The sequence below is a fragment of the Marinomonas foliarum genome, from assembly GCF_016906065.1.
GTDB classification, from domain to species: Bacteria; Pseudomonadota; Gammaproteobacteria; order Pseudomonadales; family Marinomonadaceae; genus Marinomonas; species Marinomonas foliarum.
Genome location: NZ_CP070273.1, coordinates 704,495 through 727,452, shown reverse-complemented (window position 1 = coordinate 727,452; position 22,958 = coordinate 704,495). Strand labels below are relative to the sequence as shown.

The following is a 22,958-nucleotide window of genomic DNA, read 5'->3' as shown; positions in this document are numbered from 1 at the left end:
GCTTCACATTATAGCCAACCAAATTTTGCCTTTTAACTGAGGCGTTATATTTTACATGGAGTAAAATGAAAGAATTACGTATTAAGCACTTTAATCAATGGCCTTTAACCCAAGAATTTAGTGCAGAGATTCAATTTAAAGAAAGAGTATCGTCACTTGGAATAGAAGAACTATTTTTTCCTTATCAATTACCTAACTCTAATGACAAAGACTTGCACATATGTGTGTCCTACCTACTAGATGCTGTTGATAGTTTGCCCTTAAGACCTGATCATGCCTTTGATTGGATGTGGCGTGGATTTGAGTATGTAACTAGTAAAGCTCCAGGAGGACAGGGGAACATTACTAATGCACTTAGGACGCTAGTTTGTCCAACAGTTATGAACTACTTTTCATCAAATAATCAAGTGAAAAATGCTTTTTTTGAATTGACAAAAAACATCCCTTTTCAGACTTGTGAGTATTTGCTCAAAAGGATAAGTCAATCTAAACCATTCAAGCCAACTGCTGAAGAGCCTAATTTGTCTAGTTATGCTAAAAGAGTTTTATATTCCAATGGCAATCCTCCGGTTGTGAGCAGTAATTTAGAAGAAGTCCTACATTTGTTATCTACTTTTTTTGATTACAAAGATAAAAAAGAACGAAGAAATGGGGCGTCGCGTCTACGAAAACTCATAAGGTTAGAAAAAGTAAAAATTGAAGAAGTTGAAGTTCAACTTTCAGAAGATGACGTACTATTTTTTTTAGTCAGCGGCCTTGGTTACGCTTTTCGTAATGACAGAGCTCACGCAAAGTCAATTGCGCCATTTAGAAGTAGTTATGCTTCAGTAAAAACATATGCACACTGTTGGTTTATGTTTATTCTCTTCTATGAAGTTACTTTAATATTTCTACATACGAATAAATCTCCTGTTTTATTAACTGGTAACTTAGATGAGAATCTAAGTAAAAATAATGTGGCTTACAGGAAATTATTTGGTGATCATATTAACAAGTAAAATCTAACAAGTTGCTTAAACGGACAAAAAACAGCTGGCTTTTGCTCGTTCCTCGCTAGTTTTAGCCAGCTATTTTATTGCCGCTTAGCAAAGCGTTATACAACAATGGAAAGTTATGTTCATAAATAAGGTAATTAGCTTTAATTCCGCTTGGAATATCCTTCTACATAAGGATAAAGCGTACGACGATATTTGTACCGCTATAAGTAAAATAGATAGTGAGTCACTGTCTGACCCAGAGATAAGCTCTCCACCACACAGAAACGAACAACGCGAGAGAATTGAAATCAACCCATACAGTTTTAGTAGATGCTGGGAGCATATGGTTGAGAACCTTGGATGGTCAAGCTATCGAATGAGGTCTGAAATCCCAGGGGGTATAAACCTTTACATCAGGCATTTTAAAGATGGTGTTGCAACAAAAATGATGGCTTCCGATAGAATGCTTGCATTCCCAAATTGGGTGCTTGTTGAAACTCCTAGAATAGTCACTTCTGAATTTTGTGACCTGTCAGTACTTATAGTTCCAATGGAATCTTCTAAGTCAATGTATGAGGACCCACGAAGAATGGCCCCTCATTTTTACTTTGAACGTGCTCAGGCACAATTAAGCGACCTTCTACCATTAAACCAAAAGACACCGTTTATAGTGATAGGGGTATCGCAAGAGCAAGAGGAACTGGAAGTTATAGAGTTGAGTTCAGAAACAACTGAGAACTCAATCGAGAGAGTTTTAGAATTCCCCACTGAACACTATCAAGCAGGTGTGGGTATCCTTTCTTACTTCGGTGAAATTATTAAGCAGAAATATCCGGATATTGAAGCCAAAGTTCGCATTGAACAAGACGGTAATGTCGTCCGTATGATTGTTGATTCACCTTGCGGCGCAAAAGAAATTATTGAAAAAACTCTGGATGATTATGCTTTGGTCGTCACAAAGAAATCTGAACCAGAATCTTTATTGGAAGATCAGCTACAAATTCAACGATTGACTAATAAATTAGACATGGCTGAGTTAGAAATAAAGCAAACTACTAGCCTGTTACTTATATCTGAAAAATATGCAGACAAAAAAATCAAATCACTAGAAGACGATGTCGATTTTCTTAGAACGCAAATTGGCTCGCAAATGCACCACATGAACGCAAGTCAAAATATCTTGCTGCATCAGTCAAAAAAGGAAGAAAAGCTTTTGTTGACTCAGCTAGACCATAACAAGCGAACTCTTGAAGAGCTCATTGAAGACTCCAGAACAAGAACAGAGCTTCATCTTGCTCTAAAGAAAATCAGTGAAATAGTTGAAAAAGGGGCGACTGAAGATAATGAAGCTGAAACAAAGCATGCGCTTGAGTTGGTCAGAGATACTTCGATAGATACTTTCGATGACTTGTCTGAAGCATTGAAGAACACTATGTACGGAGTGAGTGGGAATATTGTATTCCAGTGGCTCCAACATGTAGCGTCAATAATTGTATAATAAACAGCTGCAACCTGACTTCGCAAACTGTCACGCTTTTTGTTCCAAAAAGCCCGCCAGCTTGCTACGCAGTTGAGCTGGGCGTTACCCCTTTGACGCAATCCCGATTGCGCGACTCTATGGAGTTTCAGGGTCATTAACGGGAAGATTCTCTCCAGCAGCATAACCAATCTATGCCTTACGATAAAAGTCGTTTTGCTAGACATGATGTTAAGCAAAGTGAATGAGACGTTTGGGCGATAGCCTGATAAAAGAACAACCCCATCCTCCGCCTTCCCCTTGGAAGACAAAAGGGGAAGGGACTAAGCCCTCGCTCAGCAGAGCGGAAATAAAGCTTAGGAATCCAAAGCGTTTGAATGGAATCTAAATTCCGTGTCGGGCTAAAGCCGCGACCTACAAAAGGTCGCAAGAGCTTGATTCCCGCCTTCGCGGGCACTTGTCCCCTTGTGGGAAATGACGTGTCTTCGGCCTATCTTATACTCTAGCAGTCAGTTCGACGCGACGAAGTTGCGCGACTCTATGGAGTTTCAGGGTCATTAACGGAAAGCCTCTTTCGAACCACAAGACCAATCTATGCCTTACGATAAAAGTCGTGTTGCTAGATGTGATGTTAAACAATGTGAATGAGATGTTTGGGCTGAAAGCCCGATAAAGGGACCTTTTGGTTACTTTTGTACTTTTCTGAATTAAACAGAGGACAAAAGTTACCCGCTTAGCAGAGCGGAATAAACTTGTAGCTCAAAGTCATAGATAAGTAACAAATATACTTGAAGATCCAAAGAACAACCCTATCCTCCGCTTTCTCCTTGGAAGACAAAAGGGGAAGGGGCTAAGCCCTCGCTCAGCAGTACGGAATAAGGGGCTGGAGTCCAAAATGTTTGAGTTGAATCTGCTTTCAGAGGTGCCCCCTTCCACTCAAAGAGTGTATATTCTAACGTACAGTTTTTAGGTGTTAGGGGGGGCTTTTTCCTTTAACAATGTTTAAAGGGGATTTTGGTGACACCATTTATTATTTCTCAAGTTTTGGTCGCTGTAGCTATTGGCTTTGATCTGATGTCTTTCCAGTTCAAGGACAGGAGAAAGATTGTAGCTTGTCTTTTTTGCGCGGGGACTTTGATTTCTAGTCATTTTATCCTGCTTGAGCAGTGGACCGCGGCAAGTTTGATGATTATTGCTACTGTTCGATATTTTGTAAGTATATTTTCCACTTCTTTAATACTCAAATATATATTCTGTGGCGCATCGGTAATCTCGGCTGTTGTTACTTATGCCGGGTTAGCAAGTATTGTTAGTTGCTTCGCTTCAATTTTTCAGACTGTTGCTGCGTTTAATAAAGATGACCGTCGTTTACGAGAGTTAATGATCATAGGCACGGCTTTATGGTTAATACATAATTATATCGTGGGGTCTCCAACCGCTGTCTTGATGGAAGCACTCTTTATTATGAGTAATTTAGTTGGCTACTATCGTTACTATTTCAAAAAGCCAGTGGTGTTATAAAACTAATTAAAAGGGTTTTGTCCCTTTTTAGATGAAGTGTCTCTATCTTATGCGTTTACTAAAATCCTCTATCCACCCAAGTATCGAGTCAGTCGATCAATCCTCTTTTTTACGTCTTGCTGCCCGTGGGATAATTTTAAAAGACGAGGATATTTTGATGCTGTACACCCAGCGTTACGATGATTATACCTTGCCGGGTGGTGGGATTGATGAAGGCGAGAATCAGGTGGAAGGTTTGATCCGTGAGTTAACGGAAGAGACGGGGGCGCGGAATATTCGTAATGTCGAAGCGTTTGGTTTGTATGAAGAGTTTCGGCCTTGGAATAGGGATGGTTTTGAGATCATGCAGATGAAGTCTTACTGTTATACCTGTGAGATTGATGAGCAGTTAGGTGAGACGAGTCTGGAAGATTACGAAGTCAAAAATGGTATGAAGCCAGTGTGGATTAATGTCCACGATGCCATTAAGCATAATTTGGATACCATTAAAAACAGTGATAAAAAAGGTATGTCGATTGAGCGGGAAACCTTTTTATTATCTATGATTCGAAATGAGTTGTTGGTTGTTGCAAGCTGTTAGCCTCTGGCCACAGCTATTAGGATTGAGCGTGTTCACTAGAAAGCTTTTCTATTTACTGGTGTTTCTTTTATTGCAGGGGTGCTCGAGTATTATGCCAAATATAGGTGTTACCAATGGGAAGTTGGCAGATTGTCCTAGTTCGCCAAACTGTGTGAGTAGTCAGGCCCAAACCAATGATAAGCATTTTATTGAGCCGATAGTGGTTAAGGGCTCCAGTCTGGATGCACATGAAAAAGTGTTAGCTGTGCTGGAGTCTTCGAAGCGCACCAAGGTTGTGGTGAATGAAGCGGAGTACATACATGCTGAGTTTACGTCCATGGTGTTTCGTTTTGTGGACGATGTGGAGTTTTTGTTTTCGCAAGAGCGAGATGGAGTAGTTAATATCGATATTCGCTCGGCATCGCGAGTTGGGCATTCCGACTTTGGCGTGAATCGAAAACGTATGGAAGCTATTCGTAGTAAGCTCAAGGAGTAGCGCTCTGGATTTTTCCTAGAGCGCCTTCTTAGAGGGTGTTGCGTTTCGAAGTGATCGCTTTGTGCGGTTTAAGGCGCCTGTATATAGCTGACTTCGTATTCGATGTTTTGGCGTAGATCGCTTGGCAAGTGCAATGCATCTCCTAGGCGATCTAGGTAGCGGCGTTCTTCTTCGGTGTCGATGTCAATGGCGAGCATGGAGACGAGGTAAATCTCTGTGGCTTGTTCTTCACTTTCTGATAGGCGTGCGATGGTGATTGGGTCGCTGGCTGCTCGTAGTTGTTCTATTAGGAATCTTTGTTCTTCTGCATTGATGCCAAGGTCGCTGATCTGTTGTTCGATTCGAGTGCGTTCGATGGTGTCTATGTGACCATCTGCTTTGGCGGCGCTGATCATGGCTCGAATTAAGATTAGGCGCATGTTTTCGATTTGTTGCGTTGGCTTTTCTTCTGCTAGGTCAAAGATGCTGCCTTCCGGAACGGCTGGTGTGGTGGGTGAGCCAAAACTCTGGTTTGGCGCAATGTTAGATAGCTGAGTCATGCTTTGGCTTTCTTTGTGATTACGCCACGCTTTGTAAGCCATTCCACCCACAGCCGCCATACCGCCATATTTGATGGCTTTGCCCCCCATTTTACGGGCTTTTTTGTTGGTCAATAACATGGCGGCTAATCCGCCAGCGGCAGCGCCACCCATGAATCCGCCAGGAATAGAGCTTGATTTGGCTTTGGTGGTTGCCTTGTTAATTCCAGTGTCTACTGTGCCCATTATGTTGTTTAAGAGTGAGTTAATGTTCATGATGAGAGCCTCCACTTACTTCGTTGATTAATAGTTAAGACCTTGGAGGTGTTGGAGAGTTCATCTGTGGCTATTTTGTTCCCTTTCTTTTACTCGTTAATTACGTTGCTAAGAAAGGGGGATCTGATATTTAGTTCGTTAAGCTAAGAGAGTTGAAATGATTTACGTGTTTTCTTTTTATGGCTTTCTGAGTCTGGTTACTTTTTGCTTCTACGGCGTTGATAAGTCGGCTGCTAAGCGCGGCAAGCAAAGAGTGCCTGAGTCGACGTTGCATTTATTGTCTCTGTTTGGTGGCTGGCTTGGTGCTATGTTGGGTCAGAAGGTGTTTCGGCATAAAACAAAGAAACGGCGCTTTTTGGTGGTGTTTTGGCTAACGTTTTTAATAAATATCTCTGTGACTGGTTACGGCCTATATTATTTCTCATTGTCCTGATTTGGACTTATCTCGTTACGTTATGTAATTACCATAGATTTTCTATGCAAACTCCATAGATAATCAGCATTTATATGGTAGGGCAGCGTTGTTCGCCTTTTACCCTTTCACAATGACACTGTTGTGTTTTCAGGTGTGCGGCTTTATGAATAACAAAGAACTCAATATTGACCTTGCTGATGTAATGGAGCTGATGCTAGATGCGGTTTGTATTGTCGATCGTGAAGGGTATTTTGTCTTTGTTAGTGCGGCGTTTGAAGACATGTTTGGGTATTCACCAGAGGAAGTTATTGGAACACCTATGGTGCGTATGGTTTACCCAGAAGATAAGGTAAAAACTCTCGATACGGTCAATACTATTATTTCGGGTCAGACTCAGCCTCGTTTTGAAAACCGTTGGGTTCGTAAAAATGGTGAAGTGGTCAATGTACTTTGGTCTGCTAGGTGGTCTGAAGAGCACCAAGTTCGTATCGCGGTTGCTCACGATATTACTGAGCGTAAAAAGATGGAAGCGCAGTTGTTATACGCAGCAGGTCATGATGATCTAACTTGTCTGCCTAATAGAACCTTACTGTTAGACCGTTTGCAGTCGTCGTTGTCTCTTGCTGAGAGAGAGAAGGTTGGCTTGTCTGTGTTGTTTATCGATATAGATGGTTTTAAAGGTGTTAACGATGCTCGCGGGCACGCTGTTGGCGATTTATTACTGCAGCAAATTGCCAAAAGGCTAGGCGACTGTGTGCGTAAATCTGATACGGTGGGTCGTTTGGGAGGCGATGAGTTTTTGATTATTTTAAACAAGGTTAATAACGCTGACGGTATGTTGTCTGTTGCAGAAAAAGTTCGTGCTGAACTGGCGAACGAGTTTGTGATTGATGGTATGTCGGTGAAGGTGTCGGCTAGTATTGGTGTTGCTCGTTTCCCTGAAAACGGTAAAGAGCCGTTGGAGTTGGTGCAATACGCAGATAACGCTATGTATATTGCGAAAAATGATGGCGGTAATCGTACAGTATTATCCATTTCTGAATGATGTATCCCTCTATCTCTTCTTTAAATTAGCAAATATACTGGAAATATACCTTTCGTTTGATTTGAGTTTGACGATTTACTTTCTTCAGGCTGATTTCCGTTTTACTATTTACAGATTGGTTAAAAAATAAATTCTTGGCTTTGATGGTACCGCTTGTGATGATCGGTATCGTAATCATTTAACGACATAGGAAACAATAATGGCGGCTTTTGGTAGCGTGTTCATGCCTAAGATGGCATTGGCAACATTCGAAAATGGTAAATGGAACGAAGAAAGTGTTGTGACATCGGACAGCATTCAGTTGCATCCAGGTGCTCACGTCTTACATTACTCAAGCACGTGTTTTGAAGGGTTAAAAGCGTTTCGCCATGAAGATGGAAGTGTGCATGTGTTTCGAATGGATCAAAACATTAAGCGCCTAGCGCAAAGTAGCCGCCTTTTGTCTTTGCCAACTATTAATGAAGAGCAAGTCGCTAAAATGATTGTCGATGTGGTTGCTGAATACGGCAGTGATGTTCCTGAGCCACCTGGGTCTATGTATATTCGTCCAACTCATATTGGAACAGAAGCAGCGGTGGGTAAAGCTACTGCGCCAACGGCAACTTCTATGTTGTATGTGTTGTTGTCTCCAGTGGGTGATTATTTCACTGGTGGTGCGAAAGCACTTCGTCTTTTGTTAGATGAAACTGGTATGCGTTGCGCGCCTCATATGGGCATGATCAAGAGTGGCGGTAACTACGCAAGTTCGTTGGGCCCTATCTCTAAAGCAAAAGAAGAAGTGCAAGCAGACCAAATCTTGTTCTGTCCAAATGGCGATGTACAAGAAACGGGCGCGGCTAACTTCTTGCTAATCGATGGCAATGAGATCATCACGAAAGGCTTGGATTCTTCTTTCCTACACGGCGTAACTCGTTCTTCTATTCTGACTCTTGCTGCTGATTTGGGCATGACAGTTACTGAGCGTGATTTGACAGTAGCTGAATTGTTAGAGCGCTCAGCTAAGCCAGAAGTGGAAGCAGTATTGTCTGGTACGGCGGCGGTATTAACCTCTGTGGGGACTTTTATCCATAATGATAAAGAGTATCAAGTTGGTACTGGTGAACCAGGTCCTATTGCTCAGAAGCTCCGCCAAGCATTGAATGATATTCAATGGGGTAAAGCAGAAGATAAGCATAACTGGTTAACGAAAGTTTGCTAATCTGATAGAAAGTTATAGATAGAAAAAAGGGCTGAAGTTTTTAACTCCAGCCCTTTTTTATGATCGACAGTCGGTGATATAACTTTAGAAGCTCAATCGTGCTGTTGCAGAAAGAATATTGTAATCGTCTGCTGTCTGATAGTTTCCTGCTAATGAGAAGTTTCGAGTGAAATAGTAGCCTAGGGACAATTTGGTGTTGTCCAAAGAGTCCATATCCGAGTACATGGTGTGTGAAAGTCTTAGCTCTAGACGATCTGCTAGCGAGCTATTGAAACCAACTCTAAAGCTAAAATCTGAATCTTCATCATCGTAGTCGTTGTAGTGAACGAGTCCATATATCTGGCTAACACGGCCAATACCAGCAGAAGCGCCTATACCGAATTTCAAGATATCAGCATCGTTAAAATCGATAGATTCTACTGAAATGAGTGGAATAATGAGTGTATCGATAGATACAGTAAATGCAGAATAATCACCGTCATCTGCACCGTTATCATAATCAATGTTGCCCATTGTATAATCAATATACGTCATTGGAGACGCGTTTGCGTTCATAGACAAGGATATTGCTGTCGCTGCAATTCCTGTTGCAATAATATTTTTCATATTTTTCTCCGCAAATTCTAAAAATGGGAATCGGTATCATGTGCTAACTTGATTCTTACTCCCTCATAATCGGTTGGGTTCAGGCAAACTTTAATCAAATATTGTAAAGTTTTTTACTTGTTATCCTAATTTTTCGTCCAACGTGATGATATAAAAGGTGTTCTATATAGAAGAAAATTTTTGGTGAGTGTGTTAAAACTCCTCTAATTAGTGAAGAAGGCATTATGAAAAAGGCAATGAGACAACTTTGTGCACCATTATTGGCTATGTTTGAGTCAGGGGTTGGTGAGTATGAATACAAAAAATCGCACCGCATAATATTGATTGTATTGGGGGCGCTTTGTTTTGTTATTGCGTCAGCTTCTTTGGTTGTGACTATGATGACGGGTGAAGCAGCGGGTATTATTCCTATTTTATTGTTCTCGTTAACAGGTTTGGTCTGTGAGGTTGTCGGTTTACTCGGTAGTGACCGAGCTGTAGCAAGGATCTGGAAGCGAAACTAAGAGTATGCTTAGTTGAAAACAAAACGGCCAACTGGCCGTTTTGTTGTTGAAGACCGATTATTTTCTATCTTTGCCTTTGTGACGAGCCATGTCGTTACAATCTTCCATGTGTTCTTTCTGTAGTTCGACGAACTTGGCTTTCTGATCGGGCGTTAAGATGCTTAGCATTTTGTGTTGTTTACTTAGCATGTCAACTTGACGCTCTACCTGCTTGTTAACAAACGCTTGAGCAAGGGCCGTTGCTTTTGCCGGGTCAAATGTATCAGCTAGTAATACGTCATTCATTTTTTGGGTTCGTTCTGCTCTCATTTCTGCTTTTGGTTTGTTCTCGCTGAAACGCTTTTTAATTTCATCTTTATTGGCCTGACGAAGGGTTTTAAGTTGGTCTTTTTGAGTGTCTGTTAAATCTAAGTCTTTCATAATGCCACGATCAAAGCCAAACCCTGGGCGGCATTCTTCATGAGGTCCTTTGTGGTTTTTTCCGCCAAAGGCAAATGCACTAGTGCTTATGATTAGAGGTAAAACAACAGAGGCTAAAATAAGTTTCTTAGATATTTTCATAGGACTTTTCCTTCCATACTAGGTAGTTGCTAGAGTAAATAAATACTGCGTTCTGAACGCATGGAAGTAGAATAGAGGTTGCTAGGTAAACTGACGTCTGTGCAAGGTAAAGTATCGTAAAGGTGGCTCTATGGTGTGTTTTTCGACGTAAAATAGGCTTATTGATTCGATGTGTATGTACCGTTTTAGGAATTTTTCATGCCTCATATTTTGATTATTGATGACGATGTTGAATTGAGCGATTTGCTCAAGGAAGTTTTGTCTTTTGAAAGCTGCGTCGTTTCGACCGCTTATGATGGCGTTGAAGGTTTGGCTTCCATGGATGATAGTGTCGATTTGGTGTTGCTTGATGTGATGATGCCTAAATTGAATGGTTTTGAGACGCTTAAGCAATTACGCGAGAAATGGGATGTACCTGTATTGATGCTGACGGCCAAAGGTGAAGAAATTGACCGTGTGATTGGCCTTGAATTGGGTGCAGATGATTATTTACCTAAGCCTTTTAGTGAGCGCGAGCTTCTAGCAAGAATTAGGGCGATCTTGAGACGCACCCAAGCCAGTAAAGGGCAGACCCAAAACGATGCGGTTGTGTATCGGGACGTTAAATTGTATCCGGGGCGTTTAGAAGCTTTTTGCAATGGTGATTTATTGGATTTGACCAGTACGGAATTTGCGTTGCTGCATTACTTTGTACTGCATCCGGGCAAGGTGTTAACAAAAGAAGAGCTAAGCTTGGATGTCCTAGGCAAAAGGTTGGCGGCGTTTGATCGTGCTGTCGATATGCATGTGTCTAATTTGCGCAAAAAATTACCAGACTGGCCTAATGCAAAGCCACGCATTAAAACCCTGCGTGGGCGTGGTTATTTGCTGGTGGAGGGAGAGTAATGAGGCTTCCAAAAATCACCAGTTTATATGGCCGTATCTTTGCTATTTTCTGGTTTACCATGTGTTTAGTTATTTTGGCCGTATTAGCATTACCTCACTTTGATCCGCGTAAACCTCGTGATATTCCACCCCCATATTATGATCGTATGGTGGAAATTAGGGACAGAGCCGAGCGTGCTTTTGCTGCTGAGCAGAGCATAGAGCCGGTGCTGCATCAATTGGAAGGTTGGTCTCATCGAGGTGGTGATAATCGGTTGCGGCTTTTTATTACGGATCTTGATGGCAATGTGATTACTACAGATCGCCGCCCAGACTTTAGTTATAAAGCGCTGCGCAACTTTGTGACGACAATTGATAACCCTCAGAGCCCTCAACAAAGGCTGTATGGCCGCACTATGATTTCGGGCCCGCTTCCTGTTCGTTTGGCTAGGGGCAATTACTTTTTGTATGTCGGAACGCGTTGGAGTGAGCCACCACACTTTTTAATCCAATTATTTGATCATCCGTTCCGCTTGTTATTAGCGGTTATGTTTGTCAGTACTCCTTTGTTACTTTGGTTGGCGTGGGCTTTAAGTCAGCCAGCGCGACGGCTAGAAAAGGCGGCACAACGTGTGGCGCATGGGGTATTTGAAATCGATCCTGAACTTGAAAAAGGCACCTCTGAATTTCGCCAAGCAGGAGCCAGCTTTAACCAAATGGTAGAAGCTGTAAATATGATGATTTCTCGTCAACAACGTTTGCTGTCTGATATTTCTCATGAGCTACGATCGCCTTTAACTCGATTGAGAATGGCGCAAGCATTGGCAAAACGAAAGCTGGGAGACAGCCCTGATTTGACCCGAATTGACACCGAAGCACAGCGGCTAGAGCAAATGATAGGTAAGCTACTGGAACTATCTAGTATGCAGGTGGACAGCCATTTGAAGCGAGAAGCTCAACCGCTTTCTAGTCTTTGTGATGGGTTGTTAGGAGACAGTCAATTTGAAGCCGAACAGATGGGCAAGGTGCTGAGTGTTTCTAATGTTCCAGAGTGTTTGATTGTTTGCCACCCTGAGTTATTAATGAGCGCATTAGAAAATGTCATTCGTAATGCGATCCATTATGGGAAGCATCAGATTCAAGTTTCTTTAGAAGCCAAGGCTGATACCTTGTTTATTAAAGTGGAGGATGATGGTGAAGGGGTTCCTGATGATGAACTGGATTCTATTTTTCGACCTTTTTATCGTGTCTCAACCGCCCGAGATAGGAGCAGTGGCGGCACAGGCCTAGGTTTGGCGATTACTGAAAATGCCATTCGTCAGCATCAGGGAGCGGTTCGTGCAGCCCGTAGTTCACTGGGGGGATTGTTGGTTGAGATAACATTACCTTTGCAAGTGACCTTATAAATTTCAATTAAGGGAAAGCATTTGTAGACAAAGCGATTAATCCGGCCCATATTAGAAGCAAGCTCGGGTGGCGTTAATTGTTTTTACTTTACGTCGCTTTGTCGCTTTCCCAAAAATTATAGGAAATACATGATAAATACTGCAAAAGAGTTCCTTTTACAGCGCATTAGCATTTTTGCCAGTCAATCCTTTGACCCTAATTCTGATTCGCAAGTCGTTGGATTACTAAAAAGTAAATTCAATATCCGTTTACCACAAAGACGCTCTATCAATGAGTCCTTGTCTTCTACCGTTAGCGATCATGAAATTATTAGTTTGATTTTGAAATACCGTTCGATGAACTAATCGTTCTTCAGGTCAATTCGCGTTTTCTTTTTTGATACACACAAAAATAGCGTTTCCAGAAAGCTGATCCCAAGCCGCGATTTTGTCGTGCTCGTGTTCAAATACATGAACATCAAAATACGGCGCCAAGATGTTTTGCAGTTCTGTGAAACTTAACGCCACCATTGGGTGTTCATCGGTCCATTGTTGGGTTTGATCGAGCGTTGTTTTATCAATACTAAGCTTGAGAGTTTGTTTTTCGCCTTCACCTCGGTAAAACCAAGAAGACCCAAATGAAAAGACACTGTTTTCATAGTCGACGCTGTGTTTTGTCGATAGGTTATTGTCTATATGGTTCTTATCGACTGAGTTGAAACAAAATACCCCACCAGTTTTGAGCGCTTTATGAGTGCTTTCGATACAGTTTTTTAGACTTTTTAAGTCTCCGCTGTAATGAATAGAATACAGAAAACAGGTAATTAAGTCGTAAGGTTCGGCCGTGGTGTAATCGCACATATTTCCTAGCGTGAAGAGCCCATCTGGGCAACGCTGCAGAGCTAAATCCAACATTGGCTGATTAATGTCTAAGCCACTGCATTCATAGCCTTCATACTGAAAGTGCTGGATATGTGGTCCTGTTCCACAGGCTAAATCCAAATGTCGCTTTCCACCATTGCCAAAAATTTGATGAAACCTGTGAGCGCTATTGCTTTGTGCCTGATAGTTAATATCCGCACACATTAAATCGTAGTAGCCGGATAGGTCCGTGTAGAGCGCGTTGTCAGACATGTGTTGTTCACTTGAAGAGGGAAAATCGAAGGCGCATCATATAGTAGTTTGTGAGTTTTGCGAAGCCGAAAAAAAACAGGAGCAAAGGCGGACCTTGCTCCTGTTTTTTTATGCGGCTTTCGTTATCTTGTTTAGACGAAGATAAAGAATTTGGCGATAAACAAAGCCGCTAACAGATAAACTGCAACACCAACTTGTTTGCCTTGGCCTGATAGTAGTTTGATTACTGCGTAGCTAATAAAAGACAGCGCAATACCATCTGCGATTGAGTAGGTTAATGGCATGGTAAAAGCGGCAATTAACACTGGAGCAGCTTCGGTGATGTCATCCCAATCAACGTGAGCAAGACTGCTTGTCATAAGTACTGCTACGTACATCAGAGCGCCTGCCGTAGCGTAAGCAGGAATAGATCCAGCTAATGGCGCGAAGAACAAGCTAAGGATGAACAACAAGGCAACAACCACTGCGGTTAAACCGGTACGACCACCAGCAGCAACGCCTGATGCACTTTCAATGTAACTTGTAGTAGAAGAAGTACCTAGTGCTGCGCCCACTACGGTTGCGCCAGAGTCAGCCAATAAGGCTTTTTTCAAACGCGGTAGTTTGCCGTCTTTGTCTAATAAACCGCCTCGTTGGCCAACACCAATTAGGGTGCCTGATGTATCAAATAAATCAACGAAGAAGAAAGCGAAAATGACGCTTAACATGCTGATTTGGAAAGCACCTTCTATGTCCATTGCAAGGAATGTTGGTGCAATGGAAGGTGGTGCAGAAACCAAGCCGCCGAATTCATTTTGACCAAATAGCATAGACAAGATAGTCACGAACAGAATGCCGATCATTACTGCACCAGTCACGTTCAAGTACGCCAAAGCACAGATAACAAAAAAGCCTAATAGGCCATAGATGGCAGAAGGAGAAGATAGATCGCCCAATGACACCATGGTTGCAGGGTTTTTCACAATGATGCCGGAATTTTGCAGAGCAATCATAGCTAGGAAAAGACCGATACCCGCAGCAATACCCAGTTTTAGCGAAGACGGAATGGCATTAATAACCCATTCGCGTAGTCGAAAAATACTGATAAAGATAAAAAGTATACCAGATAGGAAAACCGCACCTAGAGCTTGTTCCCACGTGTAGCCCATGCCTAATACTACGCCGTAAGTGAAAAAAGCATTCAGTCCCATTCCTGGAGCTAGAGCGATTGGGTAGTTTGCGTATAAGCCCATGATCAAGCAACCAACGGCGGCAGCAAGACAGGTCGCAACAAATACTGCGCCCTGATCCATGCCAGCCTGGGCAAGAATAGAAGGGTTAACAAAGATAATGTAGGCCATTGTTAGGAAGGTAGTGATACCGCCAACAACTTCATTGCGTACCGTGGTGTTGTGCGCTTTTAGTTGAAAATAACGTTCGAGCATGAGGGGACCTTAATATTCACCGAGGGAAGTGTATTAACTGATCATTTGGTCAGTCTCTTATTTCGGCCGCAAGTATAAAAAAAATAGGCTGGATTTGGGAGCTAAATCGAAACAAATAATCACTTTTATACTGAATATAAGCGAAAAAAAAGCCATTCACTGACTTTTTCGTATTCCCTTGGTGTGCTTTGAACTACTTATCTTGATTAAATTATAATCGTGTAACTTGGTAACCATTGGCTGTGAGTTTTTTTAGTAGGCTGTCTGGACCGGCAAGGTGCATGGCGCCCACCATTATAAATTCGATGTTATCGTCATGTAGCATGTTTTCAATCTGTGGTATCCAAAGATTGTTTCGTTGTACCAATAATGAATGATAAATATCTGGATAGTCTGTTTGGAAATCTTCTAACTCTATTCTTGCCATGGTTTCTACATCGCCTTTGCGCCAGCTTTCACGTAAGTCCGTCATGGTTTTTGACATGTCTTTGATGTCGTCAAGGGCGTAGTTAACCACTGCGTCATTGTCTTGTTCCTGTAGGTCGCTGAGCACATCGATTTGAGTTTCTGGTTCTTCTAGCCAGCCTTGTGCTTTTTGGTCTTGCTGAGCTTTTTGTGCATAAAACTGATCAACTCCTTCACTGGTAAATCCGAGGTATCTTAGCTCTATTAGGCTAAGGGAAATGGCCAGCGCGCTGGGCTTGAGGTTTTGTACTGCTGTGAAGGGAATCTGTCGACTCTCTAGATACGCTCTAAGTGCGCTAAACGTATCTGCCGAGAGTATTTCGTCAATGGTTGTGCCATCTGAATAGGACAACGCTTCCTGCATTTTTCGTTTAAACCCTGGTTGGCTGATAGTGTCCATGTTGGTTTCAAACACTACTTTATTAGCTGCTTGGTAGGCCTGTTCGTATTCTTTAGGAAGAGGGTAGTCTTGGGGTGTGAGCAGGTGAATGGTGCCGCCAATATAAAGTGTATTTGTGCCAGATGTAACTTTCCATACGGAAGCAGCTTGGGTTTGAAAGGTGGCGGCCGCCAGTAAAGTAAGACCAAATTTTTTGAGAAGTTTCATGTTTTTCCCTGATTAAGGTAAATAGAAAGCCCAGATGTCAGTGTTCGGTTATGTCATTTATTCAGGCCGTTGTTGTGATGAAAAGTGCTATTATGCTGGATATCTATCAATACTAATGTAGTAAATCTTCGATGAAAAAAGAGTTCGTGTCTATAGGGCTAACCAATCCTAAAAGTATTTCCAACGTTGGCTCTGTTATGAGGGCTGCGGGTTGTTATCAGGTTGACCAAGTTCTGTATTCAGGTCAACGCTATGATCGAGCGGCTAAAATGTCTACTGATACAAAAAAAGCAACGTCCTCGATTCCGTTAATAAATATTGAATCACTTGGTGTGATAACGCTTTCGGAGGCGGTAGCAGAAGGGACCAAAATTGTGTGTGTCGATTTGATTCAAGGTGCTACGCCACTGCCACGCTTTCAGCATCCAGAAAAGGCCTTGTATATCTTTGGGCCAGAAGACGGGACTATTGATCAGAGAGTCGTCGATCGAGCTGACTTTGTGGTCTTTGTTCCTACGGTAGGTTGTATGAATTTGGCTGCCTCGGTCAATGTATTGCTCTATGATCGCCTGGCTAAATCTGACCGTGCAGAGGCTGGAGATGATCTTATCCGCCAAAGCAAAGACGTTAACAACAATGTGAAGGTTCGCAATAACATTTGAATGTGTTGTGTAAGTATGTCTGTTTGGTCATTATTTTATCCAATATTTTTCATATAGTTAGCAGTAAGTTGACTGTGATGGTTTGTTATCAATGCAAAAATGTCTGTTGAGTCTAATGGCGTTATTTGGAAGGAAGGTGAAAGCCTATTTAATCAGTTAAAACCTTCAGTAAAATTTCTTTGTCGCCAAGATATAATTTGTTTGATGAGATAGAAGGAACACATCCAGATGAAGCCTTTAAGAACTGTAGTGCTTGCTTTTGGGGCTTACTTCGCAACATTAAGCTATGCTGAGGAGCCACCTGCACCGCTAGAGCCTTTAAGTCTCGAGCTAGAATTAGGGCTTATTTCTATTACCGGTAATACGGAAAGTTCTGCATTGAGAACTAAAGCAACGATAAAACAAGACTTCAAAGAGTGGAAGGCAAAATACCAAGGAGACTTTTTATATAAACGTAGTAAAAATGAAGGCGAATCTGAAACCAAAACCACAGCTCACAAGACGTTTTTGTCAGCCCAAAGTGACTACAAATTGAGCGAAGAGAACAGTTCTGTGTTTGTTTATGGCTCTTATACTGATGACCGATTTAGTGGCTATGAATATCAGAACTCTATCTCTGTTGGTTACTCAGGACGAATATTTGAGGATGAATCTTCTTTCTTAGATTATAGCGCAGGACCAGGTTACTCTTTTAGTCAAACGGATGAGGGAGAAGAGGATAAAATAGCGATTGTTCATGTGGAACTTCAATATAAATATGAAATTAACCCTAATGTGACATTTCAGCAGGGAATAAGTACTGATGCGGCATTAGAGAGTAATAAAAACTCTACTTCGAAATCTGAAACTTCTGTTAGAGTAAAGCTTATAGGTAATCTGCACATGAAAGCAGCTTATAGTCTTACTCATAATAGCATCGCATTAGAAGATAAAAAGAAGACTGATGGCACCGCCAGTGTCATTTTCTCTTATACTTTCTAGCGTACACCTACTGTACTACGAGACTTCCGAAAACATGCGCTATCAGGGAATAAAAGTCACATTGGTGACGGGGTTTTTAGGCGCTGGTAAGACGACGTTAATTCGTCATTTACTAGAGCAATCCCCGGCCAATGAGAGATGGGCTGTGCTGGTAAATGAATTTGGTGATATTGGCCTAGATGGTGCGTTTTACTCTGATTTAGGTGTTGCTATTGCTGAGGTGGCTGGTGGTTGTGTTTGTTGCACCACGTCAGCTGCGTTTCAGCAGGGTTTGAATCAATTGATTCGTAAATATAACCCAGATCGCATTTTTATTGAGCCATCTGGTCTTGGTCATCCGAAGCAAATTATTCAACAACTGCGCGGTCATATATACAGTGATGTGTTGTTGCTTAGTGGCGTTTTTTGCGTCCTAGATGCTCGTACTCTTCACGATGAACGTTATACCAATCACGTTATTTTTAAAGATCAAGTCGAATCTGCTCACGGCATTGTATTAAGCCATGTTGATCGTTATCAGTCGCAAGACTTTGATGCTGTAGATCAGTATTTAAGCCAGTGTTTTATGCCATCATCGCCCCCTGTTGTTTTTAAATCGGATCCGATGAAATTGGACGCTACGGCGTTAGATATTGGCTTAACGGAAATCTTTGTTTCTTCTCGTTTTACTAATCATTCTTATATACGAGGTACTGGCCTTCATGAAAGTTATTTACCTGTCTCTGATTTAAGAAAAGACATAAAAAGAGAGTTGAGCGATCACGGGCGTTATTATTACCAAAAGCAGCAAGATTCTATGCAGGTTTTGGGATGGTATTGGGCCGTCGGTGAATACGTCGACAGTGACAAACTGCTATCGATGATTCGTCTAATTGCATTGCAAGAGGGCGTTTATCGAGTCAAAGGCGTTTTTGCTCTTAATCCTAGTGAGGCCGTTTTTGTCAATTTTGCGCGTGGAGAAGTTCGCTCGACTGTTGCCCCATGGAAGGAAGTAAGTAGGATGGAGGTAATTGGTAGTATTGATGGAAAATGGCCTGATAAAGTGAAAGTAGGCTGTGAGGCGTTAATTTAGCTGCATGATATTGTGAGTTTAGACTAACCTTGTTTGCTTTCTTTGCTTATTAATTCCCTAGTTTGAAACAAAGATATACGGTCTTGGTCTATTTTGTCATTAACTTTGGCACCTTTTGTTATTGAGAGAATGTCTCTGATAGAGGAACCTTTCTAACATAAGAGGTTCCAATTGGAACAGATGGATAAAAACAATAAGAGGTCATAGGCCATGCCTGAATATAAAGCTCCGTTACGCGATATCAAATTCGTCACCGAAGAAGTTCTCGACTTTCATGGGCACTACGCTAAGTTAGCAGGTGCCGAAGAAGCGACGCCGGATATGGTGGCAGCCATTCTAGAAGAGGGTGCTAAATTTGCCGAGCGAGTGCTTTCTCCTCTAAACCGTGTTGGTGATCAACAAGGTTGTCAGTTCAAAGATGGTGTTGTGACAACACCAGAAGGTTTTAAAGAAGCCTATCAGCAATATGTTGAAGGCGGCTGGCCTTCATTGTCGCATCCTGAAGCAGTGGGTGGACAAGGCTTACCAGATTCCCTTGGTATGATGGTGACGGAAATGATCGCCACATCAAACTGGTCATGGGGTATGTACCCAGGCTTAAGCCATGGCGCGATGAACACTATCGAGCTACACGGCACAGATGAACAAAAACAAACTTATCTAACAAAACTCGTTTCTGGCGAGTGGACAGGCACCATGTGTCTGACTGAGCCTCATTGTGGTACTGACCTTGGAATGTTGAAAACCAAAGCCGAGCCACAAGATGATGGCAGCTACGCCATTACTGGTACTAAAATCTTTATCTCCGCAGGTGAGCATGATATGGCAGATAACATCGTCCATATTGTATTGGCTCGTTTACCTGATGCTCCTGCTGGTACCAAAGGCATCTCTTTATTTATCGTACCAAAACACAATGTCGATGACGCAGGTGAAATGGCGGATCGTAACCAGGTGTCTTGTGGTTCTATCGAACACAAAATGGGCATTCATGGTAATGCGACTTGCGTAATGAATTTTGACGGTGCGAAAGGTTTCTTAATCGGTGAAGCCAACCGTGGTTTGAATTGCATGTTTACCTTCATGAATACCGCTCGTCTTGGTACTGCTTTACAAGGCTTGGCGCATGCCGAATGGGCATTGCAAAACTCCGTTGCCTACGCGAAAGATCGACTACAAATGCGTGCGTTATCTGGTCCAAAAGCACCAGAAAAAGCCGCTGACCCTATCATTGTTCACCCAGACGTTCGTCGAATGCTGCTTACTCAGAAAGCCTTTGCAGAAGGTGGTCGAGCATTGATTCATTACTGTTCTAAGCTAGTAGACATCACTAAGAAGGGCTCTAAAGAAGAGAAAGAAGAGGCAGATGAATTGATGTCTTTACTGACTCCGATTGCTAAAGCCTTTCTAACTGAAACTGGTTTTGAATCTGCCAATCATGGTCTACAAGTATTTGGTGGTCATGGTTTTATTGCTGAATGGGGTATGGAGCAGAACGTTCGTGATTGCCGTATTTCGATGTTGTACGAAGGTACAACAGGCATTCAGGCCTTGGATCTATTAGGTCGAAAAGTACTAATGACTCAAGGTGCAACATTGCGTCGTTTCACTAAAATTATCCATAAGTTCTGTAAAGAGCACAAAGGTGATAAGCGTGTTAAATCTTACATCACCGCTCTGGATAAACTGAATAGTGAATGGGGCGATGTGACGATGAAAGTCGGCATGAAAGCCATGCGCAACAAAGATGAAGTGGGCGCAGCGTCTGTCGATTATTTGATGTTCTCCGGCTATGTTGTATTGGCTTACTTCTGGGCTCGCATGGCTGTCACTGCACAGACTAAATTAGACGAAGGCACAGATGAAGTTGGCTTTTACACTGCCAAACTGCAAACAGCAACTTTCTACTATGATCGTTTGTTGCCACGTACTCGCGCTCACGTAGAGGCTATGTTGTCTGGTGCTGATAACTTGTTGGCGATGGATGAAGATAATTTCTTATTTCTTAACGCCTAGTCAGTAGCTAGATTGACGATAGTTTTATCAAACAAACATTAATGACATATTACTAGATTACAAAGAGGTCAAAATTATGAGTGAAGCAAAAGCAGTTTTTGAATCCATGCTAGGGCGCTTTGATGCGGATGAAGCGGACGATATGGAAGCGGTGTTTCAATTTGACTTAGACGATGCAGACAGCTATCACTTAAGTATCGAGGACGGTAAATGCTCGATGGGAGAAGGGGAGCATGACGACCCAACGGTGACCTTAAGCATGGATTTAGCCACACTGAAAGAAGTTATGAGTGGGGAATTAGATGGCATGGCAGCATTTATGCAGGGCAAAATTCGTGCTGATGGTGACATTATGCTGGCGACTAAGTTGACTCAAATCTTCCCACAATAGGAAAATTTAGTTTAGCTAACGTTTTAAAGCTCAACTGCCATTGGTGCGGTTGGGCTTTTGTTACTTCCCAACTCCTAAATAAAAAAAACAAATGGAGCTTTTTATGACAATGGATACTTCTTCTAATAGCAATGTAAATATTGGAAAAGCGCCAGGCAGCTACTTACCCGGATCGCTTAACCCCAATGGTTATAAATCTTTACCTGATGTATTGGCATTGGCGTCGAAAAAATATGCTGATCTGCCTGCATTTACCAGCGTAGGACGAACCATTACCTACCGTGAGTTGAATGAAAAGTCCGATCAATTTGCGGCTTATCTTCAACATGAAACCGATTTGGTCCCAGGTGATCGTATCGCGGTTCAGCTTCCTAATGTTATTCAATATCCTGTTGTACTGTTTGGTGCAATGAAAGCTGGTTTGATAGTTGTTAATACCAACCCGCTATATACACCAAAAGAGCTGGAACATCAGTTTAATGATGCAGGTGTAAAGGCATTGGTGGTGTTTGCGAATATGGCACACAATGTCGGAAAAATATTAGCTAAAACGACTATCAAGCATGTCATTATCACTGAAATCGCAGACTTCCATTCCCCTGTAAAGCGTTTACTCGTTAACTCAATCGTTAAGTATGTGAAGAAAATGGTACCTGATTACCATATTCCTAATGCACTTATGTTGAATGATGTGCTTGCTAAAGGAAAAGGCAAGGCGGTTTCTAAAGTACCAATGTCATTGGAGCAGATTGCTGTCCTGCAATACACAGGTGGAACAACGGGCGTGGCGAAAGGTGCAATGCTGACCCATGCAAATCTAATTTCCAATATGAATCAGCTGGGCTCAAGACTGAATTCGATTGTGGCCGAGCGAACTGAGCTCTATATCGCTCCACTTCCTCTGTACCATATTTATGCCTTTCTAATTCACGGTTTGACGTTATTAGAAAAAGGCGCGCACAGCGTATTAATTCCAAACCCAAGAGATTTACCAGGCTTTGTGAAAGAACTTAAAAAGTGGCGTTTTACTGGTTTTGTGGGATTAAACACATTGTTCGTTGGCCTATGTAACAATACCGATTTTAAAGAACTTGATTTCTCCAGCCTTAAACTAACTTGTTCGGGCGGTATGCCGTTAACGCATGCCGCTGCTGATGAGTGGCAAAAAGTAACGGGCTGCCAAGTGGTAGAAGGTTATGGTTTGACAGAAACTTCGCCTGTTGTGTCTTTTAACCCGATTGGCAAAGAGCGTATTGGCACCATTGGTATTGCTGTTGCACAAACAGATATCAAGATTCAAAACACAGAGGGCGAAGCTCTACCTCAAGGTGAGGCTGGCATGTTATGCGTGCGAGGACCTCAAGTAATGAAAGGTTATTGGAACCGTGAAGAAGCGACTCGTGAAGTGATGACTGAAGATGGTTTTTTAATCACGGGTGATATCGCGATGCAGCACCCTGATGGCTACTTGCAGATAGTGGATCGTGCGAAAGACATGATTATTGTGTCTGGCTTTAACGTTTATCCAACTGAAGTGGAAGATTGCTTGTCTTCTTTCCCTGATATTTTGGAATCTGCAGCCATTGGTGTACCGGATGATAAAACGGGAGAAGCAGTTAAGGCCTTTGTGGTTCTAAGAGCCAATGTTGAGACGCTGGATACCAAAGAGCTACGTCTTTACTGCAAAGAGAATTTAGCTGCCTATAAAGTGCCTAAGTTCTTTGAAGTGCGAAAAGAACTACCCAAAACCAATGTGGGTAAAGTGCTACGTCGTGCCTTACGTGAAGAACAAGCCTAACCTCTGG

24 protein-coding genes are annotated in these 22,958 nt (G+C 42.2%); 18 read left to right on the top strand and 6 right to left on the bottom strand.

Features of this window, described 5'->3' with window-relative positions; genetic code table 11:
* The first annotated feature begins 65 nt into the window (after positions 1-65).
* The 5 genes from JSY38_RS03370 (at position 66) to JSY38_RS03350 (ending at position 5,030) form a co-directional block, all read left to right on the top strand.
* Complete coding sequence (locus JSY38_RS03370) at positions 66-998, top strand: hypothetical protein (protein ID WP_205115248.1); 933 nt, start codon at positions 66-68, stop codon at positions 996-998.
* A gap of 355 nt (positions 999-1,353) precedes the next feature.
* Positions 1,354-2,475, top strand: coding sequence for a hypothetical protein (locus JSY38_RS03365; protein WP_205115247.1), 1,122 nt, complete (start codon positions 1,354-1,356; stop codon positions 2,473-2,475).
* Positions 2,476-3,471: 996 nt separating this feature from the next.
* Positions 3,472-3,975, top strand: coding sequence for a YgjV family protein (locus tag JSY38_RS03360; RefSeq protein WP_205115246.1), 504 nt, complete (start codon positions 3,472-3,474; stop codon positions 3,973-3,975).
* A gap of 49 nt (positions 3,976-4,024) precedes the next feature.
* The gene (locus JSY38_RS03355; RefSeq protein ID WP_205115244.1) at positions 4,025-4,555 is read left to right on the top strand and encodes an NUDIX hydrolase; all 531 of its coding nucleotides are present in this window, start codon (positions 4,025-4,027) and stop codon (positions 4,553-4,555) included.
* A gap of 91 nt (positions 4,556-4,646) precedes the next feature.
* Positions 4,647-5,030 carry a DUF1499 domain-containing protein gene (locus tag JSY38_RS03350; protein WP_239544270.1) on the top strand — a complete coding sequence of 128 codons (384 nt, stop codon included), beginning with the start codon at positions 4,647-4,649 and terminating at the stop codon, positions 5,028-5,030.
* A 68-nt stretch (positions 5,031-5,098) separates the two neighbouring features.
* Here JSY38_RS03350 and JSY38_RS03345 read toward each other — a convergent pair whose 3' ends face one another.
* Positions 5,099-5,824 carry a tellurite resistance TerB family protein gene (locus JSY38_RS03345; protein ID WP_205115240.1) on the bottom strand — a complete coding sequence of 242 codons (726 nt, stop codon included), beginning with the start codon at positions 5,822-5,824 and terminating at the stop codon, positions 5,099-5,101.
* A gap of 157 nt (positions 5,825-5,981) precedes the next feature.
* Between JSY38_RS03345 and JSY38_RS03340 the strand changes: the two genes are divergently transcribed.
* The 3 genes from JSY38_RS03340 (at position 5,982) to JSY38_RS03330 (ending at position 8,482) form a co-directional block, all read left to right on the top strand.
* Entirely contained in the window at positions 5,982-6,257 is a 276-nt protein-coding gene (locus JSY38_RS03340) for a DUF1294 domain-containing protein (protein ID WP_205115239.1), read from the top strand.
* 145 nt (positions 6,258-6,402) lie between these two features.
* Positions 6,403-7,284: a sensor domain-containing protein gene (locus tag JSY38_RS03335; RefSeq protein WP_114413508.1), complete on the top strand. Its 882-nt coding sequence runs from the start codon at positions 6,403-6,405 to the stop codon at positions 7,282-7,284.
* Between the two features lie 199 nt (positions 7,285-7,483).
* Positions 7,484-8,482, top strand: coding sequence for a branched-chain amino acid aminotransferase (locus tag JSY38_RS03330; protein WP_114413509.1), 999 nt, complete (start codon positions 7,484-7,486; stop codon positions 8,480-8,482).
* A gap of 84 nt (positions 8,483-8,566) precedes the next feature.
* Here the strand turns inward: JSY38_RS03330 and JSY38_RS03325 are convergent, their stop codons facing one another.
* Entirely contained in the window at positions 8,567-9,088 is a 522-nt protein-coding gene (locus tag JSY38_RS03325; RefSeq protein WP_114413510.1) for a hypothetical protein, read from the bottom strand.
* Between the two features lie 224 nt (positions 9,089-9,312).
* On the opposite strand from JSY38_RS03325, the gene JSY38_RS03320 reads away from it, so the two are divergent.
* Positions 9,313-9,591, top strand: coding sequence for a hypothetical protein (locus JSY38_RS03320; RefSeq protein WP_114413511.1), 279 nt, complete (start codon positions 9,313-9,315; stop codon positions 9,589-9,591).
* A 57-nt stretch (positions 9,592-9,648) separates the two neighbouring features.
* Here the strand turns inward: JSY38_RS03320 and JSY38_RS03315 are convergent, their stop codons facing one another.
* The gene (locus JSY38_RS03315) at positions 9,649-10,152 is read right to left on the bottom strand and encodes a CpxP family protein (protein ID WP_205115238.1); all 504 of its coding nucleotides are present in this window, start codon (positions 10,150-10,152) and stop codon (positions 9,649-9,651) included.
* Between the two features lie 198 nt (positions 10,153-10,350).
* Here JSY38_RS03315 and JSY38_RS03310 point away from each other — a divergent pair, with 198 nt between their 5' ends.
* From JSY38_RS03310 to JSY38_RS03300, 3 genes are all read left to right on the top strand, one after another.
* A complete protein-coding gene (locus JSY38_RS03310; protein WP_114413513.1) occupies positions 10,351-11,037 on the top strand; it encodes a response regulator in 687 nt (228 codons plus the stop codon).
* A complete protein-coding gene (gene cpxA, locus JSY38_RS03305; protein ID WP_205115237.1) occupies positions 11,037-12,422 on the top strand; it encodes an envelope stress sensor histidine kinase CpxA in 1,386 nt (461 codons plus the stop codon). Before JSY38_RS03310 ends, cpxA begins: the two co-directional genes overlap by 1 nt.
* 129 nt (positions 12,423-12,551) lie before the next feature.
* Positions 12,552-12,767: a hypothetical protein gene (locus tag JSY38_RS03300; protein ID WP_110573739.1), complete on the top strand. Its 216-nt coding sequence runs from the start codon at positions 12,552-12,554 to the stop codon at positions 12,765-12,767.
* Between the two features lie 12 nt (positions 12,768-12,779).
* Here JSY38_RS03300 and JSY38_RS03295 read toward each other — a convergent pair whose 3' ends face one another.
* From JSY38_RS03295 to JSY38_RS03285, 3 genes are all read right to left on the bottom strand, one after another.
* Positions 12,780-13,535, bottom strand: coding sequence for a class I SAM-dependent DNA methyltransferase (locus tag JSY38_RS03295; protein WP_114413516.1), 756 nt, complete (start codon positions 13,533-13,535; stop codon positions 12,780-12,782).
* A gap of 131 nt (positions 13,536-13,666) precedes the next feature.
* Positions 13,667-14,959 carry an NCS2 family permease gene (locus JSY38_RS03290; protein ID WP_114413517.1) on the bottom strand — a complete coding sequence of 431 codons (1,293 nt, stop codon included), beginning with the start codon at positions 14,957-14,959 and terminating at the stop codon, positions 13,667-13,669.
* Between the two features lie 211 nt (positions 14,960-15,170).
* Complete coding sequence (locus JSY38_RS03285; protein WP_114413518.1) at positions 15,171-16,031, bottom strand: TraB/GumN family protein; 861 nt, start codon at positions 16,029-16,031, stop codon at positions 15,171-15,173.
* A gap of 131 nt (positions 16,032-16,162) precedes the next feature.
* Between JSY38_RS03285 and JSY38_RS03280 the strand changes: the two genes are divergently transcribed.
* From JSY38_RS03280 to JSY38_RS03255, 6 genes are all read left to right on the top strand, one after another.
* Positions 16,163-16,693 carry an RNA methyltransferase gene (locus JSY38_RS03280; RefSeq protein WP_114413519.1) on the top strand — a complete coding sequence of 177 codons (531 nt, stop codon included), beginning with the start codon at positions 16,163-16,165 and terminating at the stop codon, positions 16,691-16,693.
* A 228-nt stretch (positions 16,694-16,921) separates the two neighbouring features.
* On the top strand, positions 16,922-17,674 hold the full coding sequence (locus JSY38_RS03275; protein ID WP_205115236.1) for a DUF481 domain-containing protein: 753 nt from the start codon (positions 16,922-16,924) through the stop codon (positions 17,672-17,674).
* Positions 17,637-18,746: a CobW family GTP-binding protein gene (locus JSY38_RS03270; protein WP_205115235.1), complete on the top strand. Its 1,110-nt coding sequence runs from the start codon at positions 17,637-17,639 to the stop codon at positions 18,744-18,746. The genes JSY38_RS03275 and JSY38_RS03270 overlap by 38 nt, the downstream gene beginning before the upstream one ends.
* 210 nt (positions 18,747-18,956) lie before the next feature.
* Complete coding sequence (locus tag JSY38_RS03265; protein WP_114413522.1) at positions 18,957-20,762, top strand: acyl-CoA dehydrogenase C-terminal domain-containing protein; 1,806 nt, start codon at positions 18,957-18,959, stop codon at positions 20,760-20,762.
* Positions 20,763-20,838: 76 nt separating this feature from the next.
* Positions 20,839-21,153 (top strand): SCP2 sterol-binding domain-containing protein, encoded by a 315-nt coding sequence (locus JSY38_RS03260; RefSeq protein ID WP_114413523.1) that lies wholly within the window; start codon positions 20,839-20,841, stop codon positions 21,151-21,153.
* 103 nt (positions 21,154-21,256) lie between these two features.
* Positions 21,257-22,951: an AMP-binding protein gene (locus JSY38_RS03255; RefSeq protein ID WP_205115234.1), complete on the top strand. Its 1,695-nt coding sequence runs from the start codon at positions 21,257-21,259 to the stop codon at positions 22,949-22,951.
* The last annotated feature ends 7 nt before the right edge of the window (positions 22,952-22,958 follow it).

Bases quoted from the DNA above. Each gene is read 5' to 3' on its own strand.
- JSY38_RS03370 (WP_205115248.1), top strand. From the start codon at position 66: ATGAAAGAATTACGTATTAAGCACTTTAATCAATGGCCTTTAACCCAA.
- JSY38_RS03365 (WP_205115247.1), top strand. From the start codon at position 1,354: ATGAGGTCTGAAATCCCAGGGGGTATAAACCTTTACATCAGGCATTTT.
- JSY38_RS03355 (WP_205115244.1), top strand. From the start codon at position 4,025: ATGCGTTTACTAAAATCCTCTATCCACCCAAGTATCGAGTCAGTCGAT.
- JSY38_RS03350 (WP_239544270.1), top strand. From the start codon at position 4,647: ATGCCAAATATAGGTGTTACCAATGGGAAGTTGGCAGATTGTCCTAGT.
- JSY38_RS03345 (WP_205115240.1), bottom strand. From the start codon at position 5,824: ATGAACATTAACTCACTCTTAAACAACATAATGGGCACAGTAGACACT.
- JSY38_RS03340 (WP_205115239.1), top strand. From the start codon at position 5,982: ATGATTTACGTGTTTTCTTTTTATGGCTTTCTGAGTCTGGTTACTTTT.
- JSY38_RS03335 (WP_114413508.1), top strand. From the start codon at position 6,403: ATGAATAACAAAGAACTCAATATTGACCTTGCTGATGTAATGGAGCTG.
- JSY38_RS03330 (WP_114413509.1), top strand. From the start codon at position 7,484: ATGGCGGCTTTTGGTAGCGTGTTCATGCCTAAGATGGCATTGGCAACA.
- JSY38_RS03325 (WP_114413510.1), bottom strand. From the start codon at position 9,088: ATGAAAAATATTATTGCAACAGGAATTGCAGCGACAGCAATATCCTTG.
- JSY38_RS03320 (WP_114413511.1), top strand. From the start codon at position 9,313: ATGAAAAAGGCAATGAGACAACTTTGTGCACCATTATTGGCTATGTTT.
- JSY38_RS03315 (WP_205115238.1), bottom strand. From the start codon at position 10,152: ATGAAAATATCTAAGAAACTTATTTTAGCCTCTGTTGTTTTACCTCTA.
- JSY38_RS03310 (WP_114413513.1), top strand. From the start codon at position 10,351: ATGCCTCATATTTTGATTATTGATGACGATGTTGAATTGAGCGATTTG.
- cpxA (WP_205115237.1), top strand. From the start codon at position 11,037: ATGAGGCTTCCAAAAATCACCAGTTTATATGGCCGTATCTTTGCTATT.
- JSY38_RS03300 (WP_110573739.1), top strand. From the start codon at position 12,552: ATGATAAATACTGCAAAAGAGTTCCTTTTACAGCGCATTAGCATTTTT.
- JSY38_RS03295 (WP_114413516.1), bottom strand. From the start codon at position 13,535: ATGTCTGACAACGCGCTCTACACGGACCTATCCGGCTACTACGATTTA.
- JSY38_RS03290 (WP_114413517.1), bottom strand. From the start codon at position 14,959: ATGCTCGAACGTTATTTTCAACTAAAAGCGCACAACACCACGGTACGC.
- JSY38_RS03285 (WP_114413518.1), bottom strand. From the start codon at position 16,031: ATGAAACTTCTCAAAAAATTTGGTCTTACTTTACTGGCGGCCGCCACC.
- JSY38_RS03280 (WP_114413519.1), top strand. From the start codon at position 16,163: ATGAAAAAAGAGTTCGTGTCTATAGGGCTAACCAATCCTAAAAGTATT.
- JSY38_RS03275 (WP_205115236.1), top strand. From the start codon at position 16,922: ATGAAGCCTTTAAGAACTGTAGTGCTTGCTTTTGGGGCTTACTTCGCA.
- JSY38_RS03270 (WP_205115235.1), top strand. From the start codon at position 17,637: ATGGCACCGCCAGTGTCATTTTCTCTTATACTTTCTAGCGTACACCTA.
- JSY38_RS03265 (WP_114413522.1), top strand. From the start codon at position 18,957: ATGCCTGAATATAAAGCTCCGTTACGCGATATCAAATTCGTCACCGAA.
- JSY38_RS03260 (WP_114413523.1), top strand. From the start codon at position 20,839: ATGAGTGAAGCAAAAGCAGTTTTTGAATCCATGCTAGGGCGCTTTGAT.
- JSY38_RS03255 (WP_205115234.1), top strand. From the start codon at position 21,257: ATGACAATGGATACTTCTTCTAATAGCAATGTAAATATTGGAAAAGCG.